Source organism: Fictibacillus sp. 5RED26, from assembly GCF_015903895.1.
Taxonomy (GTDB): Bacteria; Bacillota; Bacilli; order Bacillales; family Fictibacillaceae; genus Fictibacillus; species Fictibacillus phosphorivorans.
This window is the reverse complement of record NZ_JACZDU010000005.1, coordinates 111,671-126,934: the sequence shown is the minus strand read 5'-3', so window position 1 is coordinate 126,934 and position 15,264 is coordinate 111,671. Positions and strand designations below refer to the sequence as shown.

17 protein-coding genes are annotated in these 15,264 nt (G+C 39.0%); 3 read left to right on the top strand and 14 right to left on the bottom strand.

The window, feature by feature from the left end; all coding sequences use genetic code 11:
* Positions 1 to 15: 15 nt before the first annotated feature.
* The 11 genes from IHV10_RS17480 to IHV10_RS17430 all read right to left on the bottom strand — a co-directional run bounded on the left by IHV10_RS17480 (position 16) and on the right by IHV10_RS17430 (position 9,754).
* Positions 16 to 975: a PDR/VanB family oxidoreductase gene (locus tag IHV10_RS17480; protein ID WP_197132465.1), complete on the bottom strand. Its 960-nt coding sequence runs from the start codon at positions 973 to 975 to the stop codon at positions 16 to 18.
* Positions 976 to 988: 13 nt separating this feature from the next.
* Positions 989 to 1,444 (bottom strand): dimethylamine monooxygenase subunit DmmA family protein, encoded by a 456-nt coding sequence (locus IHV10_RS17475; RefSeq protein ID WP_197132462.1) that lies wholly within the window; start codon positions 1,442 to 1,444, stop codon positions 989 to 991.
* Complete coding sequence (locus IHV10_RS17470; RefSeq protein WP_197132459.1) at positions 1,441 to 2,397, bottom strand: heme-dependent oxidative N-demethylase family protein; 957 nt, start codon at positions 2,395 to 2,397, stop codon at positions 1,441 to 1,443. Before IHV10_RS17470 ends, IHV10_RS17475 begins: the two co-directional genes overlap by 4 nt.
* A gap of 91 nt (positions 2,398 to 2,488) precedes the next feature.
* A complete protein-coding gene (locus tag IHV10_RS17465; protein WP_153238175.1) occupies positions 2,489 to 2,908 on the bottom strand; it encodes a VOC family protein in 420 nt (139 codons plus the stop codon).
* Between the two features lie 89 nt (positions 2,909 to 2,997).
* Positions 2,998 to 4,308: a DUF4179 domain-containing protein gene (locus IHV10_RS17460; protein ID WP_197132456.1), complete on the bottom strand. Its 1,311-nt coding sequence runs from the start codon at positions 4,306 to 4,308 to the stop codon at positions 2,998 to 3,000.
* The gene (locus IHV10_RS17455) at positions 4,301 to 4,822 is read right to left on the bottom strand and encodes a sigma-70 family RNA polymerase sigma factor (protein ID WP_197132453.1); all 522 of its coding nucleotides are present in this window, start codon (positions 4,820 to 4,822) and stop codon (positions 4,301 to 4,303) included. Before IHV10_RS17455 ends, IHV10_RS17460 begins: the two co-directional genes overlap by 8 nt.
* A 105-nt stretch (positions 4,823 to 4,927) precedes the next feature.
* Positions 4,928 to 5,935: a FecCD family ABC transporter permease gene (locus IHV10_RS17450; RefSeq protein WP_197132451.1), complete on the bottom strand. Its 1,008-nt coding sequence runs from the start codon at positions 5,933 to 5,935 to the stop codon at positions 4,928 to 4,930.
* Entirely contained in the window at positions 5,932 to 6,975 is a 1,044-nt protein-coding gene (locus IHV10_RS17445) for a FecCD family ABC transporter permease (RefSeq protein WP_197132449.1), read from the bottom strand. Before IHV10_RS17445 ends, IHV10_RS17450 begins: the two co-directional genes overlap by 4 nt.
* 29 nt (positions 6,976 to 7,004) lie before the next feature.
* Positions 7,005 to 7,955, bottom strand: a complete 951-nt coding sequence (locus IHV10_RS17440) for an iron-hydroxamate ABC transporter substrate-binding protein (RefSeq protein WP_197132447.1) — start codon at positions 7,953 to 7,955, stop codon at positions 7,005 to 7,007.
* Positions 7,956 to 8,021: 66 nt separating this feature from the next.
* Positions 8,022 to 8,834: an ABC transporter ATP-binding protein gene (locus tag IHV10_RS17435; RefSeq protein WP_197132445.1), complete on the bottom strand. Its 813-nt coding sequence runs from the start codon at positions 8,832 to 8,834 to the stop codon at positions 8,022 to 8,024.
* A gap of 173 nt (positions 8,835 to 9,007) precedes the next feature.
* Positions 9,008 to 9,754: a L,D-transpeptidase family protein gene (locus IHV10_RS17430; protein WP_197132443.1), complete on the bottom strand. Its 747-nt coding sequence runs from the start codon at positions 9,752 to 9,754 to the stop codon at positions 9,008 to 9,010.
* Between the two features lie 144 nt (positions 9,755 to 9,898).
* Between IHV10_RS17430 and IHV10_RS17425 the strand changes: the two genes are divergently transcribed.
* Complete coding sequence (locus IHV10_RS17425; RefSeq protein WP_231619603.1) at positions 9,899 to 10,468, top strand: GNAT family N-acetyltransferase; 570 nt, start codon at positions 9,899 to 9,901, stop codon at positions 10,466 to 10,468.
* A 38-nt stretch (positions 10,469 to 10,506) separates the two neighbouring features.
* Here the strand turns inward: IHV10_RS17425 and IHV10_RS17420 are convergent, their stop codons facing one another.
* Both IHV10_RS17420 and IHV10_RS17415 read right to left on the bottom strand, forming a co-directional pair.
* Positions 10,507 to 11,679, bottom strand: a complete 1,173-nt coding sequence (locus tag IHV10_RS17420; protein ID WP_197132441.1) for a toxic anion resistance protein — start codon at positions 11,677 to 11,679, stop codon at positions 10,507 to 10,509.
* Positions 11,666 to 12,331 (bottom strand): 5-bromo-4-chloroindolyl phosphate hydrolysis family protein, encoded by a 666-nt coding sequence (locus tag IHV10_RS17415; protein WP_197132439.1) that lies wholly within the window; start codon positions 12,329 to 12,331, stop codon positions 11,666 to 11,668. Before IHV10_RS17415 ends, IHV10_RS17420 begins: the two co-directional genes overlap by 14 nt.
* A gap of 912 nt (positions 12,332 to 13,243) precedes the next feature.
* Here IHV10_RS17415 and IHV10_RS17410 point away from each other — a divergent pair.
* Together IHV10_RS17410 and IHV10_RS17405 are read left to right on the top strand one after the other, a co-directional pair.
* The gene (locus IHV10_RS17410) at positions 13,244 to 14,347 is read left to right on the top strand and encodes a PRK06851 family protein (RefSeq protein WP_197132436.1); all 1,104 of its coding nucleotides are present in this window, start codon (positions 13,244 to 13,246) and stop codon (positions 14,345 to 14,347) included.
* Positions 14,348 to 14,435: 88 nt separating this feature from the next.
* Positions 14,436 to 14,888 (top strand): SgcJ/EcaC family oxidoreductase, encoded by a 453-nt coding sequence (locus tag IHV10_RS17405; protein ID WP_197132711.1) that lies wholly within the window; start codon positions 14,436 to 14,438, stop codon positions 14,886 to 14,888.
* 42 nt (positions 14,889 to 14,930) lie between these two features.
* Here IHV10_RS17405 and IHV10_RS17400 read toward each other — a convergent pair whose 3' ends face one another.
* Positions 14,931 to 15,119 carry a hypothetical protein gene (locus IHV10_RS17400; protein WP_066390930.1) on the bottom strand — a complete coding sequence of 63 codons (189 nt, stop codon included), beginning with the start codon at positions 15,117 to 15,119 and terminating at the stop codon, positions 14,931 to 14,933.
* Positions 15,120 to 15,264: the final 145 nt, after the last annotated feature.

The window sequence follows — 15,264 nt, the reverse complement described above, 5'->3', positions numbered from 1 at the left end:
CTCTCCAACGCTAACTTATTTTATCTCCATCACTAGTTTATCTGACTTTGCTCGTGAAACACAGGGCAAAATACAATTTTGTGCATTCTGTTGATCCTCACTAAGAAAGAAATCAAAATGATCAATATTACCTGCTATGACCGATAGCTCACATGTTCCGCATCGTCCTACTTTGCATGAATATGGAACATTTAAGCCATGCTGCAGTAAAGCATCTAACATGGATTGCTTTTCATCTACCCATATTTCATTCCCGCTTTTGAGTGAGACCTTAAAGGGTTTTACACGTTTTAGTTGAGGTGGTGAAAAACGTTCTTGGTGTACAGACTTTTTAGGATAGCCTAAATCTTGTGCCGCCTTTACAAAATGCTCTATAAAAGTTTCAGGGCCACAAAAATACACATGCGTACCGACGAGGTGGTTTTCTAAAAATAAAGTAGGAATTCGGTGGTTATCTTCTGAAAAATAAAAATGACTTTGCTCAGAATAATGCTGGGTTATAAACTCATAAAAAGAACAATATTGTTTTGATTTGGAAGCGTAATGAAGTTCAAACGTTTGCCCTTTATCCCTTAGCTCTTGCATCATGGAAATAAAGGGCGTAATTCCGATTCCAGCAGCGTAAAATACGTGATGCCGCGCTTTAAAGCTTAATGGGAAATGGTTTTTCGGATAACTAATCTGTAGATGATCTCCTACTTTCATTGATTGATGCCAGATTCGCGAACCGCCTTTAGAAGCTTCACTTAACCGTACAGCAATCTCATAGTGTGAACAGTCGTCAGGATGACTGGTTAAAGAGTATTGCCTAACGAGTAACCCTTTTGGCGTTTCAAGGTAAGTTGAGATATGCGAACCTCCACTAAACCGCGGAAGTTGTTTTCCCTTTGCTATCTCTAGGGTAAATCTCTTAACATGCTCCGTCTCTTGAACAATAGAGGAGATTTGAACTGATAATGTAGATTCTTTATACAATTAAGTCCACCTCCTATAGTTTTGCAACATAACCTAGGAATGCATTGTGCATAGCAGAATAATGGTCTGATACTTCAAGTTCTAAAGAACAGCGATCACAAAACAGTCTGTTTTGCTCCTGATTGGACATATTGATTTCATGACAACGACAGCAAAAGACAGGAATTTTTCTTTCTCCATATCCAATGTATTGGACGTCTTCCTCTAAATAACCGATATCCTCTAGAGCTTTACGAAATTGTTGAAGTACTAAGAACGGGATAGCCAAATAAACAAAGGTGCCCATCTTTTGAGACTTCAAGAAATCTTCCAACAAGGTCATTTTAAGATCTGACAGTAGATACCGGTCATAAGTAAGCCCTTCTTCTTTTCCCTTTTTCAACACATTGCTTAACAGTTTTAAACCTTGCTCATCTCCACAAAAAATATACTTTCTTTTCCCATTTATAAAGACAGCTTCCTTTTTCATGTGGCCTTCACTCGTTCCAGCTGTTCCTCCAAGTAATGCATCAGTGAAGCTTTATAATGAGAGATTCCTTTGTATTCAACAATATGTGTGGGAAGTTCGGACAGGATTTTGTTAAATTGCTGCAGCCATTCTCTGTTTGTTGATAGTTGTTCAAGGGACAGCAAATGTGTGTGAATGGAAAAGAGGATGCTATTCGTTCTTGGCAGTCTGAATAACTTCTGCACCTCTACTCGTATATGAACAAGCTCACCTGCGTTCTCCCTCGTTACGTGTTTGCGCAGCTTACCCCACTGATCAAAGGTTTCAAGAGATGTATCAAGTCGATCACCTGCCATAAGCGACCAATTCAAACGTTCCCAAGGTGTTCCGGCTTCAAGCCTCATTAGAAATTGTAGAATTCGTTGATCTAGCCCCTCTTCCTTAAACCCAGGGATAGGATGATGAATGTTTTTAAATTTCATTCCTATGTTAAAAGCGAGAGACCAGTTAGCAGGAAAACAAAGCTGTCCTGCATCCAAATACAGATCATCGTCACGCTGTCTCATATAAATAAGATCTTCTTGCACATGATGACTAATAAAGAATAACGGTTCACATGAAAGAGAGTTTTCATCACCAAAGATAAATTCTACTTTTTCGTCCAATATCTTATTGAAAAAAATCCAACTATTATTCTCTTTCTCTACTGAAAAATGTTGTGGGTATTGTGAAACTAAGTGATCGATCAAGAGCTCTACAATCTCCCACTGCCCTGTAATAGAATGTGGCAGCGATTGATAACAACGCTCGGGGTGATCACTTAATAATTTCCGCTTTAATAGCATCTCTTTTTTGTAGCTCGGGGTAACTTCTATGCAAAAAGGCTGTTTCATGGGGATTGAATTGTTGGAATAACGATACGTTGAACCTTTAAACGGATAAGGAAAATGTGCAAGATCACCTGTCCATTTCATACCTTCACCCTTTACAGAATATTCTTATAATTAATTGTAAAGAAAATCTATTGTTTTGGAAAGACAAAAAAGAGAACCGACTTTTAACAAGTCAGCTCTCCTTCTTCTTGTCCGGATAATCACACAGCTCAATAATCTGCCCTTGTGAATGTGCGGGGTTCATATAAATTAACCTTCTGCCAAAAGGATTTGTCCGATACGTATCTTTTAAAAAGGTATACCCTCTAGCTTCAAAGTCATCAATCGTTTGAAGAAGATCGTCCACTTCATAAGCCAGGTGATGCACACCCTTTCCCTTCTGTCGGATGAACCGCTCGATTGGAGATGTCTTACTCGTAGGTTCAAGAAGTTCAATTACCTGATTTTCAAGCTCAATCACGGCAATGTGAGTCTCTACTCCAGGCTTTTCACTTGTATATCGTTCAGTTAGCTTTCCGCCTAGTACATTCGTATAAAATTCAATGGCTTCATCTATTCGTCTCACGGCAATTCCGGTATGGTCTAGTCTCATCACGTTCACCTCATTTAACTAGCATTATAGAGGGTAGTAGGGATTTAAGCAAAAAGATAGCCCTTTATTGAAAGGACCACCTTCATAGATTATTTAATTCTAATTTTTTCGTTACCCTTAATCCACTGAGGATAGTAGCTTAAGTCAATGGTTAAAGGATTTTGAGAGCGATCTATTGGGGGCAGCTCTATTCCTAGTCGAGTTGTGCCTTTTTCTTCTTCAGTACCCATGGACTGTGAGCTCAGTTCAATTTCTTTACCTTGTGCATCAGTTATTGTACTAAAAATCGCCGAACGGAAAGGTTTTTTTGTATGCAGATCAAAGACGAGCTGCCCATCTTCTTTCCTTAGATTTCTTAACTTGTTTCCATTAGGCTGTTTTAGAATCTTCATTTTTTCTGTATCCACCACAATGACTGCATTTTCTTTATCGATAGCTTGAGCACTATTTAAAGCTAGATACAATTCTTTCGGTTCTTTAAAGTAATTGCTTTGAAGATAAATTTCTTGAACAGAGTTTTTATCACCTGTGCTAGTAATTCCATCAGCAATTTTGCCCCACACTTCATTGTTTTCATCTACAATTCGAAGATCATCAAGTTGAAGAATTTGCATTTCATTCTCAGCATTCATTCTTAGCTTTACAGCTGCTCTTAAGGGATAGATGGTTACTTTTTCAATATCGATTTTTTGCCCTTGGAGTTCCATCGATTTGCCTACAGCATATTCCCTTTTTTCTTTAAATTTATTAAGCACCAACGGAATAGAGTAATCTTTGTTTTTTAGCTTAAGATCTACAATATATTCTTTTGCTTCAATAGGCTCTTCAAAGAAATATTCAATTTCGCCGCTAAACTTGGTCTCGCCTTTTTCTGATGAATGGACATCTCCGAACGAATTATATGCTTCATCCAGTGCGGTTCCGTCTTTTGCTCTGATCTTTACATCATCAAACATAACCTCTTTTAATTTTTCTTTGGATTCAATCGAATAAAAAAGCACCATGCCCATCTCATCAGCAATCGTTCCATCAATGGTAACTTTTAACCCATCTTTTTCATCTGATACGCCTTGTTTTTGATAATATTTTTTTTCAACAGCTGCTATTCTTCCTTTATCATCACGGATCATACTCACTATTTTTTCCATGCCTGGTAACTCAGAAATGTAATTAGCTAAAGCCGGTGACATCTTAATAGAAGAAAATAATCCAATGAGTAAAAGAGCTGCCGCTATAAAACCAAAAGCACTTCTCTTCTTCTTAATTCTAGATTTTCGTTCTTCTGTTTTTGCCTTCTGAAATCCAGTTGATATCGCCTGATCAATAGAATCTAGTGAAATCGGTATATTTTCATATTCTTTCTTCAAATTGTTTAGTTGTGCTTTCTCTCTTTCAAACATGTAGATTACCTCCTTTCTCATCTAGCTTTTCTCTTAATGCTCGTAATGCCTTATTCAGCCACGTTTTAACTGTACCTTCTGGACACTGCATCATGATCGCTATATCTTTAATCTTTACGTCATTAAAATATTTCAAGGTAAGGATTTCGCGTGACCTGTCGTCTAAATCTAACATCGCGTCCTTCAGCTCTAATTGTGTATGGTTCTCTGAAACACCTAACGAATTCAACATTTCATCATTCACGACGACTCGCTTTTTTAGTTTCAACTGATCATTACAATAGTTGATCATAATTCGAATCAGCCACGTTTTGAAATAGAACTCGTTCTTTAACTTTTTTATGTTTTTGTAAGCACGATACGTAACTTCTTGAATCGCCTCGAGTGCTTCTTCTTCATTACGCAAAAAAGATAGAGCAGTCTTATATAAATCGACTTTATACGTTTGAATCAATTTCAAAAACGCCTCGTCGTTTCCTTTTATCGCTTCCTTCACTAGCTGTTCTGTCTCCAATTTCTAGCCTCCTGACCCTTACCTATATATTAGACCGTGGAAAGTAAAAAAAGTTTTATAAAAAATAAAAAAATCAGCCTTTTTAACAAAGACTGATTTCATGATCTATTTTTTTGCAAGCAGGTACATAAAGTACGGAGCACCAATGATGGTCACAATGATTCCTGCTGGTATCCCACTTGGATCTAATACTACTCTTCCGATCGTGTCAGCTGCCAGGAGTAAGATGCCTCCGATTAATGCTGCAACGGGAAGGAAGACTTGGTGTCTCGGGCCGACTAGTGAGCGTGCGATATGTGGAGCCATCAATCCTACAAAAGCAATACCACCACTGACTGCAACAGAGGCTGACGCAAGTGCTACCGAGATCATGATCAAAGAAATTCGTTCTCTACTTACATTCACACCTACACCGACAGATACGTTCTCGTGCAAATTCAACGTATTTAATACATTGGATTTAAACATCGTATAAGGGATAAGCAACAAGATCCATGGCAGCAATGATAAAACAAACGTCCAATCATCGCCCCAAATCCTGCCTGCCATCCAGTTCGCCATGAACGAATAATCTTCCATATCTAATCTCGTAGATAGTGTCAATGTTGCTCCATATAAGGCGGCTGCTAAACCTACACCGACTAAGACGAGCCGGGTCGGTTCAACACCTTCACCTTTTATGTAAGACATGATGTAGATCACAAACGCTGTTAGCATACCGCCAAATAGGGCAAATAACGGCAGTACGTATAAAAAGCTTGTGGTTTCCACTGTAAAAAACATGATATACACCACAACCATCAGACCAGCACCAGCATTTATTCCTAAAATGCCAGGGTCTGAAAGCGGGTTCTTCGTGATACTTTGGAGGATGGCACCAGATACAGCGAGCCCCATCCCCGCAAGAATAGCAACGATGATACGTGGTAAACGGAACTCAAAAAGAATAAGATTCTCTCTCGGTGTTCCTTGCCCCATTATGGTTCGAAATAATTCTGAAGGTGTTAATGAAGCAAAACCAGTTGCAACACTTATAATAAAAACGGCTATCAGCAACAAGATCGCCGCAATCGTCGTTACTCTTACTCTCTTCATCTGGTGTGCATTCATCATGATAGTTTTCTCCCTCCCTTTCTTGCAAGGTAGAGGAAGAACGGTACCCCGATCATAGCGACTACTGCACCAACTGGTGTTTCATAAGGAGCGTTTACCGTTCGGGCAAACGTATCTGCTAGCACCATGAGCACACTCCCGAATATCGCGGAACATGGAATGATCCACCGATAGTCCGTTCCAACTAAGAACCGCACGATATGCGGAACCATAAGACCTACAAATGCAATAGCACCAACGAGTGAAACGGCAGCACCCGCTAAGATCAACACCACCGTCATGAGAACGATTTTCGTAAATAGAGTTCGTTGACCAAGGCCGCGTGCTACTTCTTCACCAAAGCTTAATATAGTTAACTGCCTTGAGAACATGACAGCTACAATGATTCCAACCAATACGACAGGTACGATAATTTTCAGCTGTGCCCAGTTTGTGCCTGATACACCACCTGCCGTCCAAAACGCAAGGTCCTGAGAAAGCTTAAAATATAACGCACTGCCTTCTCCTAAGGAAGAAAGCAGTGCAGAAACCGCTGCACCTGCTAACGTAATCCGGATTGGAGTCAATCCACCTCGGCTCATAGAGCCAAGCCCGAATACTAGCATCGCACCTATTCCTGCACCTATAAAAGATAGAATCATCACGGTAAGATAGTTCGCTCCTGTATTAAAAGCGAACACACAAGCGAGAGCAAGGCTTGCTCCCGCGTTCAAACCAAGTAGACCAGGGTCTGCTAACGGGTTTCTAGTCATCCCTTGCATGATTGCTCCACTTACAGCAAACGCCGCACCGACGATTGCTGCACCAAGCTCTCTCGGTAATCGTAGACTCATAATGATACGGTCAGCTTCCCTAGTAGGATCATAGTTGATCACAGCGTTCCAAACTGTCAGAAACTGAATCTTAGCGGCTCCCACAGATATCGCAAGAACGATACTCAACAAAAGAAGTGCGAACCCTAGCAATAAAATCGCTGTCCCTACCGCTGGCCTAGAATACACTTTATTCTCTTTTATAAGCTTGGTTTTTGTTTTGAACATAGCGTTTGTCCCTTTTTATAAAGTGCTTATTATTTCTTTTTCGTTAACTCTTCAACGATAATATCTAATTCTTTTTCTAGTGAAATCGGGTCATTGAAATAGAATGACTCTGAATCAAACTTAATTGCGTTACCGTTCTTCACAGCCGGCAATTCTTTCCACACATCTGACTCCATGAATGAGTTATCTGGATTTCCTGCTCCTGTTCCTACAAAGATATAATCTCCAGCATATGTTGGGATCACTTCGGTTGAAATGGCTTTCCAGCCTGGGCCAAATACATCTTCTTCTAACTTCTTAGGAGCTTTAAGTTCTAGCGCTTGATAGATAACTTCTGTACCACGGCCCCAGTTCTCACCGTATACATACATGTCTTTTCCGTATGCTTCCATTACCATAAACGTCTTGTCTTCACCGATTGCCGATTTTACTTTTTCACGAGCATCAGCGGCTTTCTTCTTCCACTCTTCTACCCATGATTTTGCTTCTTTTTCTTTGTTAACCATCTTTCCGATCTCTACGTGCTGTTCCATATAGTCATACTTGTCATACGTCATTGTAACCGTTGGAGCAATCTCTTCATATTTCTTAATATTTTTGTCATCAGAATACGTAATGATTAGATCTGGATCTAATTCTAGTAGTTTTTCATATGAATCAGCAGTTACCACTTCAGCTTTGTCTAATTTGTTTCCATAAAACTTGTTTGCTTTTGGGTATTCATTTACTGCTACTGGTGTGATCCCTAAGTCTAGCAAGTTACCTGCATACGTTGCAGCCATCATCGCAACACGTTTCGGTTCAGCTGGCACTTCAATCTCTTTACCTTTTTCATCTTTATAGATTCTCGTTTCTTTTTTCGACGATTCCTTCTCACCAGTGCTTGCGCCTTCTTCTGATTTATTTCCGCATGCCGCTAGTACAAACACTAAAAGTAATGTCATAAAGCTAACGAGTAATTGTTTTGATGTTCTTTTCATTTTGTTATCCCCCTATATTTGACAATAAAAATCATTCTCAATTAACTGTAAAAAAGAAAGGCGAATTTACGCCAAGTTCTCAACTAACTTTACATTCTTAATCAGATCATACGTAAGACAAACAGGTTTTCTCGTCCTCGGGTCAACACCGATCTCTGCATCAATATGAAATACATTGCGTAGGACCGTACGTGTCATTACCTCTTCAGCCGTACCTTCTTTTAAAATAGATCCGTCTTTCATCGCGACCATATGATGAGCAAAGCGAGCGGCATGGTTCAAATCATGAATGACCATTACGATCGTTCTTTTCTCGTCCCGGTTCAACTGGTATAACAACTCTAGAACTTCCAATTGATGAGACAAATCCAAGTATGTAGTCGGTTCATCCAACAAGATAATATCCGTTTCTTGAGCTAGAGCCATCGCAATCCATACCCGCTGGCGTTGCCCACCTGAAAGCGCGTCTACAGAACGATTTTTGAACTCAAGGACACCTGTAACGTCTAATGCCCAATCTATTATTTCAAAATCTTTTTTCGTAAGCTTTCCGAAGCCTTTTTGATAAGGAAATCTTCCGTAAGAAACAAGTTCACCGACCGTAAGTCCTTCTGGTGAATCTGGTGACTGAGGAAGAATCGCCATCTTTTGAGCAATCTTTTTCGTAGATTCTTTGCTGACGGCTTTACCATCTAGATAAACCACACCGGATTTAGGACTAAGAATACGCGATAACGTTTTCAAAACCGTTGACTTCCCACACCCGTTAGGTCCAATGATTGTCGTGATCTTACCGTCTGGAATGGAAATGTTAAGATTCTTTACGATGTCTCGTTCACCATATGAGATTTGCAAATGCTCAGCATACAGTCTAGACACTTTATTCGCCCTCCTCTATAACAGTAATTTGAAATATATTTAAAGCATCGAACTTAATTGAAAATGATTATCAATCTCGTTCTCATTTTATTGGATATCGAGGAGTGTGTCAACGGGAATTTCATTTTAATAAAAAAATCAGCCCTTTGTCTTTCAAGGCTGATCTCCCATTATTAAAACATTCCGAGCGCTTTTTTAGTCGCTGGACCTACCACACCATCAACTGTGAGCTTCTTAGCTTTTTGAAATTTACGAACGGCAGCATCAGTGTTGGCGCCAAATATACCGTCGATTCCTTTTGTGCTGTACCCTAGATTCGTAAGCCTACGTTGAAGCTCCATGACTTCGGCACCACGGCTACCCTTTTTTAGATTAACGACTGAGAAGACAGGCACCGTCGAACTGTTTGTTACCTTGTATCCATTCGCTGCTGCTAGAGCAGGGAATGATTTACCTGAAGTTGTGATCACAACAGGGGTATTAACCGAAATCCTAGCATATAACCACTGCACCTCGTTGTTGTACATACGGATACAGCCTGCACTTACATACTTACCTATGGAACTTGCATTATTGTTTCCATGGATGGCATACGTTGTGCCCCATGTTCCGTTTGCGTTTAAGCCTAACCATCTGTTTCCTAAGGGATTGCGCGGATCTCCACCTGGGATATTACCTGTATAATAAGGCCGATTCGTGATCTTGTTTACAATTTTAAACTTACCTTCTGGTGTGTAAGATGGCAGTTTACCTGTAGCCACTTTGAAAACCTTCGATAATTTATTATTTTCAAAATACGCTAGCTGGTTTGTTGATTTATTTATGACGATAAATGATGAAGCTGCTGCCTTTGCTGGTTGAACGAGTAAGAACATGAAACCAAACATCAGTAATGCAATTAGTATCTTTTTCGTTTTCATTCCTTCTCTCCTATTCTTTATTGAAATAACAAATCCTCATATTCTATGCGAGGGTATAGGAGATGCATTACTACTTTTGTTAAAAATTTAATCAAAAAAACATGAATAATAAGCTTGTACGATGAATAGACTGGTAGGTTATATTTGTCTTATACATATGAACAGAAAGAAGATGGAATGATGCGAAATGTTATGTTAAAAAACACTCATAGAGTGGAAATTCGCGAAGCTGTAAGTGATGATGCAGTGAACATCATCGATTTTTATAATGTGGTTGGCGGTGAAAGTGATTTTTTATCCTTTGGAGCTGGTGAATTCAAACGAGAAATAGAGGATTATAGTAATTACATTGTCTCTGTCTCAAATGAATCGAACTCTATCATGCTGCTTGCGACAATCGGTTCAGAGATTATTGCGATTGCAACCATTAACTCATCGCAGAAGGAAAGAACCAAACATGTTGGAACATTGGGGATTGTTGTTTCTAAAAACTATGCGGGGTTGGGTTTAGGCAAAGAATTGATGAATGAACTTATAGAGTGGGCAAGACAAAATGGAATCACTAGAAAGATTAGTCTCGTAACAAACGAGCATAATACGAAGGCAATCGACCTTTATAAAAAGTTCGGTTTTGACGAGGAAGGTTTGCTGAAGCAAGATAACTTTATTAATGGAACCTATCAGAACACGGTAATGATGGGGTTGATTTTATAGTAAAAGGTACCTGCATTTAAACAGGTACCTTCTTTTGTTTATTCACCTTTAATCTCAAGCAGCTTCTGCCTTAAACCGATTTCCATCGTAGCCAGCTCTTCTTCTGCAAGACGTCGCTTTACTCGTCCCTCTTCTTGAATACGGAGTGTCTCTTCTAATGTTGAAAGAAGATTTTCCTGCGTTTTCTTTAGCGTTTCAATATCAATCAAGCCACGTTCGTTTTCTTTTGCAGTTTCGATCGTATTCGTTTTTAGCATCTCAGCATTTTTCAGTAAAAGCTCGTTCGTCGTTTTGGAAACTTGTTTTTGAGCTTCTACCGCATTACGCTGTCTGATTAACGTTAATGCAATAGCGACTTGGTTCTTCCATAATGGAATAGCTGTCATGATGGACGACTGAATTTTTTCTACCAGCGCTTGGTTCGTGTTTTGAATAAGGCGAATTTGTGGTGCACTTTGAATCGTAATCTCACGACTTAGTTTTAAGTCATGTACACGTTTATCTAAACGATCGGCAAACTGAACCATATCATTTACTTCTTGGAACTTCATCTGATCGTTCGTCTGTTCAGCTACTCTTCTCATCTCAGGAATCGTAACCTGGTTTAGCTCATCCAGCTTAAGTTCTCCCGCCGCTATATATACGTTCAACGCTTGAAAATACTCTTTGTTGTTTTCATACAATTTTTCAAGCATGACGATATCGGACATAAGAACATTCTTGCTGCCGTCTAGCTTTACCGAAATACGATCAATCTGAGCTCCTGTTTTTTGATATTTTGATAGGACCTCCTGAACAGAGCCTGAGATCTTTCCGAACATGCGGCCGATCAATGTTGGTTTGTTTGACTTTAATTCTTCAGGATTCACATCTTGAAGCTTTCTCATCAAATCACCAATGATCTCACCAATCTGTCCTGTGTCTTTCTTTTTCACATGATCAAGCATCGTGTTCGAAAAGGAATGAAGCTTTGCCTGTGCAGGTGCCCCGTACGTGATCATCGTCTGGTGATTCGTCGGATCGATCTGTTTCGCCAGCTGATACGCTTTTTCTTTATTTTCTTCTGGCAGAACATCGATTAATCGTACCTGCTTGTTTTCACTAGAAGGCACAGTAGATTCTTGCTGTTCGCCAAAAGGATTTGCCAACAAGTCATCCATTAGATTTGTCGGTTCATCTGAATGGTTAAGTGGTGCATTATTTTCTTTCATTTATATCTCCTGCCTTTTTTATGGATTGGGAGTCATTTTGAGATTTAATTGAGTACTTCGCTACATCGATCTCATAATGTAAGTCATCTATATCATTTGACAATACTTGGTATAAATCCTTTTCGATCTGAACGATCAGTTCGTCTAGAGTTCTTCTCGTTTCTACTAAAGAATGTGTCAATTCCCTCGATTTTCTTGGCTGTGAGGATAGAAACATATATTTTTCAGTGAGCTCTACGGCTGAATCCAAATGAGAAAAATAGAACTGTTCAGCTTGATAAAAACGTCTTGGCTCTTTTTGGGTTAAACTCTGGATCTTTCTAACTACACGTACAAGATCCGCTCTTTGTTTTAAAGTTGGCAGGTCACGGACTGAAAACATTGCTTTTTGTAGTCTGTAAATTTTAGGTTTTGCTTCATCTAAATTTTTTCTGATGTATTTATACTCTCTTCTAGATAAGTGATGTTCACTTAGAAATCTCTGTTTTTGAAGAAGTCCTGTTGCTGTGTATGCGGCAGCTCCTCCAGCTACTGCGATTCCTGACGACAAAAGGTAGGTCTGGTCATACCCGATAATACTTGCCAGCCATACTCCTACTGAAGCTGGGATAGCAACAAACATGCGGATAAAAAAAGCTAAAAATCCGTTCATTGTAATCGACTCCTGACATAAACTCTTTACTATTCATACGGATGTAACGGTTTCTGAGTTTCGTTTAAATAAAAAATTCATCTATACTATGTTTCTATTATTACCTTATCGAAACCTTCCTAAAATCACCATGGCTTTAAGAAGTAATGTGTTCTAAGACTTGAGGCGTATATATAAAAACTCATAATGGAGCTGAGTATTCAAATTTAGGATATAAACAAAACAAAGACGCTGAATATGTATACATCACATAAACAGCGCCTTTAGCTTAAAATCACTTTATTCACTTAAACGTTCTTTCCTTTCTTACTAATACACAAATGCTAGTTATTGTCCCTAACTAGACTTCAATTAATTGTTCGTTCAATCAATTGCCTTGCATTAGATCTTATTTTTCCTCTACTTCTGGTAAATTCCCACACGCCCACATGCTGCGAAAATAGTTTTCACCGGCTATTTCCATCTGCAACACGATCTTAGCATGCTTCGCTCACATACGTCATTGGAATCATCCTCTTTCGTTATGTGTATTTGCGCGTTCCCACATATCCACACATCTCGAAATCAGTTTTCACTGGCTGATCTCTAACTGGATGTGATTTGATATGCTTCGCTTCCTTATTTCATTGGAATCACGCCTTCCTTTATTTGAAGTAGTGTTTCTTTGTTAACTACATATTAACCCATTCTAAATTTTATTTAAATATTCAGAATAATCAATATTATGTGATTTAGGGTGTATTTATTCCACTTTTTTAAGCCATACTCCTTCATTCGTAAAATTTCTTTTTATTTCATCATATTTCAACAATTTAAATAATAAATGTGTTTTTTAGGCTTTCACCTATTCCAGCTTCCCAACATAACATGCATGTAGAAACACAACTACAAAAAAGAGGAGTGTTTTGAACCTTGACTGGAAAAATTCTGAATTATTATGCTGGTGGCAATACAGCTAGAGGTTTTCACAACTTATTTACATCAAATCTTAAAGGTCTTGATCGCCTCTTTATTTTAAAGGGCGGACCTGGCACTGGTAAGTCTACACTCATGAAAGCGGTCGGGGAAAAGTGGAACAAGGAAGGCTACGATATCGAATACATCCATTGCGCTTCAGACAACGGATCCATTGATGGCGTGATTATCCGAGAACTAGGAATAGGAATAGTGGATGGTACTTCTCCACATGTTATTGAACCAAAAGCACCTGGGGCAATCGAGGAATACGTAAATTTAGGTGAAGCGTGGGATTCTAAAAAGCTGGCCAACAAAAAGGCGGAAATTTTAAAGATTACTGATTCCATTTCTGCTGATTATCAAAAAGCATATGCGACTTTCCATGAAGCGCTCCTTATCCATGATGAATGGGAAGAAATTTATATTATGAACATGAATTATGAAAAAGCAAACGACCTTACGGATGAACTGATGCATCAATTTTTTTCTAAGAAAGTAAATAAACCCGCTAATGTTTATCACCGTTTTCTAGGTGCAGCTACCCCAAAAGGTGCTGTCGATTTTGTGCCTAACTTAACTGAAGGTCTGGAAAAGAGATATTTTATTAAGGGAAGACCTGGGTCTGGAAAATCAACTTTATTAAAAAAGCTGGCCGCAAATGCAGAAGCTTCAGGTTATGATGTTGAGATTTATCATTGTGGGTTCGATCCCAACAGCTTGGATATGGTGATCGTGAGAGAGCTCGGCTTCGCGATTTTTGACAGTACAGCACCTCATGAGTATTTCCCTGAACGTAAAGGTGACTCCATCATAGACATGTATGAAAAGACGATCAAAAAGGGTACGGATGAAAAATTCTTTGATAATTTAAAAGAGATCAGTGGGCGTTATTCAAAAAAGATGAAAGAAGCGATCGGATATCTAGCAGACGCAAAAAGTAAGCACGATGATTTAGAAAAGATTTATATTGCAGCGATGAATTTTTCAAGAATCGACAAAATTCATAAGAAGATTGATCTAGAAATCGAAAAACTAACCGCTGCACAACAACAAAAATAATATTTGATGCAGCCACTATTTTGAGGATGGTGGCTGTTTTGTTATGATGAACATAAGACACTTTTACATATGGAGGACAGGTTGAGTGATGCAAACAGAACATACAAAAGCTGTTGAAGATTTATATTTTAACTTCTTACATGCGTGGAACGAGCGGAATTCACGTGCTATGGCTGATTATTTTACTGAAGACGGTGAGATGGTTGGATATGATGGGAGTCAGGCATTCGGTCCTGAAGAGATTCATGCTCATCTCGAGCCCATTTTTAGCAGCTTCCCAACTCCACCTTATTACGCAAAAGTGAAGAACGTATCTTTCTTAAGCGATGAGGCTGTCATGGTTCGCGCTATTGCTGGCATGATACCAGTAGGGAAAACGGAACTATCTCAAGAGTTAAACACACATCATACGGTAATTGCCGTTAGAGTTGAGGGTAAATGGTTCATTAAACTTTTTCAAAACACACCTGCTCAATTTCACGGACGTCCTGAGCTTTTAGATCAGATGACAGAAGAGCTTCGTGATTTGCTTCCTAAATAAAAACAAGGAAACCCGCTTAAGTTTCAGCGGGTTTCTTCATGTCTATTTTCTTAATATTTCCTTGAGCCCTTTATAAATTAATACAGCTCCAAAAACAAGAACCGTTAAAATCGCGATAATTTTAACAGCTGGACCGAATGCAGCTAAAAACGTGCCGCCTAGTGGAAGTGCAAGTAGAAAATAACCAGCTAACAAAGCCCCAATCAGTGTTAATACATTTGTATTAGACATATTGCGCCTCCTTATAACAGTTTTTCTTCTCGTTATAAGGTATGCGCTGATGTGGAGAGTGGTTAATTCCTTATCATGCAGATTTTATTAGGTAATCTGTCCAATCTAGGAGTTAATCTGTCCAATGTCCCTAAAAATCTATCCA

Coding starts and splice junctions, on each gene's coding strand:
- IHV10_RS17420 (WP_197132441.1), bottom strand. CDS start 11,679: ATGAAAGAAAATAATGCACCACTTAACCATTCAGATGAACCGACAAAT.
- IHV10_RS17465 (WP_153238175.1), bottom strand. CDS start 2,908: ATGAGACTAGACCATACCGGAATTGCCGTGAGACGAATAGATGAAGCC.
- IHV10_RS17470 (WP_197132459.1), bottom strand. CDS start 2,397: ATGAAATGGACAGGTGATCTTGCACATTTTCCTTATCCGTTTAAAGGT.
- IHV10_RS17445 (WP_197132449.1), bottom strand. CDS start 6,975: ATGTTCAAAACAAAAACCAAGCTTATAAAAGAGAATAAAGTGTATTCT.
- IHV10_RS17460 (WP_197132456.1), bottom strand. CDS start 4,308: ATGTTTGAAAGAGAGAAAGCACAACTAAACAATTTGAAGAAAGAATAT.
- IHV10_RS17415 (WP_197132439.1), bottom strand. CDS start 12,331: ATGAACGGATTTTTAGCTTTTTTTATCCGCATGTTTGTTGCTATCCCA.
- IHV10_RS17400 (WP_066390930.1), bottom strand. CDS start 15,119: ATGTCTAATACAAATGTATTAACACTGATTGGGGCTTTGTTAGCTGGT.
- IHV10_RS17440 (WP_197132447.1), bottom strand. CDS start 7,955: ATGAAAAGAACATCAAAACAATTACTCGTTAGCTTTATGACATTACTT.
- IHV10_RS17405 (WP_197132711.1), top strand. CDS start 14,436: ATGCAAACAGAACATACAAAAGCTGTTGAAGATTTATATTTTAACTTC.
- IHV10_RS17430 (WP_197132443.1), bottom strand. CDS start 9,754: ATGAAAACGAAAAAGATACTAATTGCATTACTGATGTTTGGTTTCATG.
- IHV10_RS17450 (WP_197132451.1), bottom strand. CDS start 5,935: ATGATGAATGCACACCAGATGAAGAGAGTAAGAGTAACGACGATTGCG.
- IHV10_RS17475 (WP_197132462.1), bottom strand. CDS start 1,444: ATGAAAAAGGAAGCTGTCTTTATAAATGGGAAAAGAAAGTATATTTTT.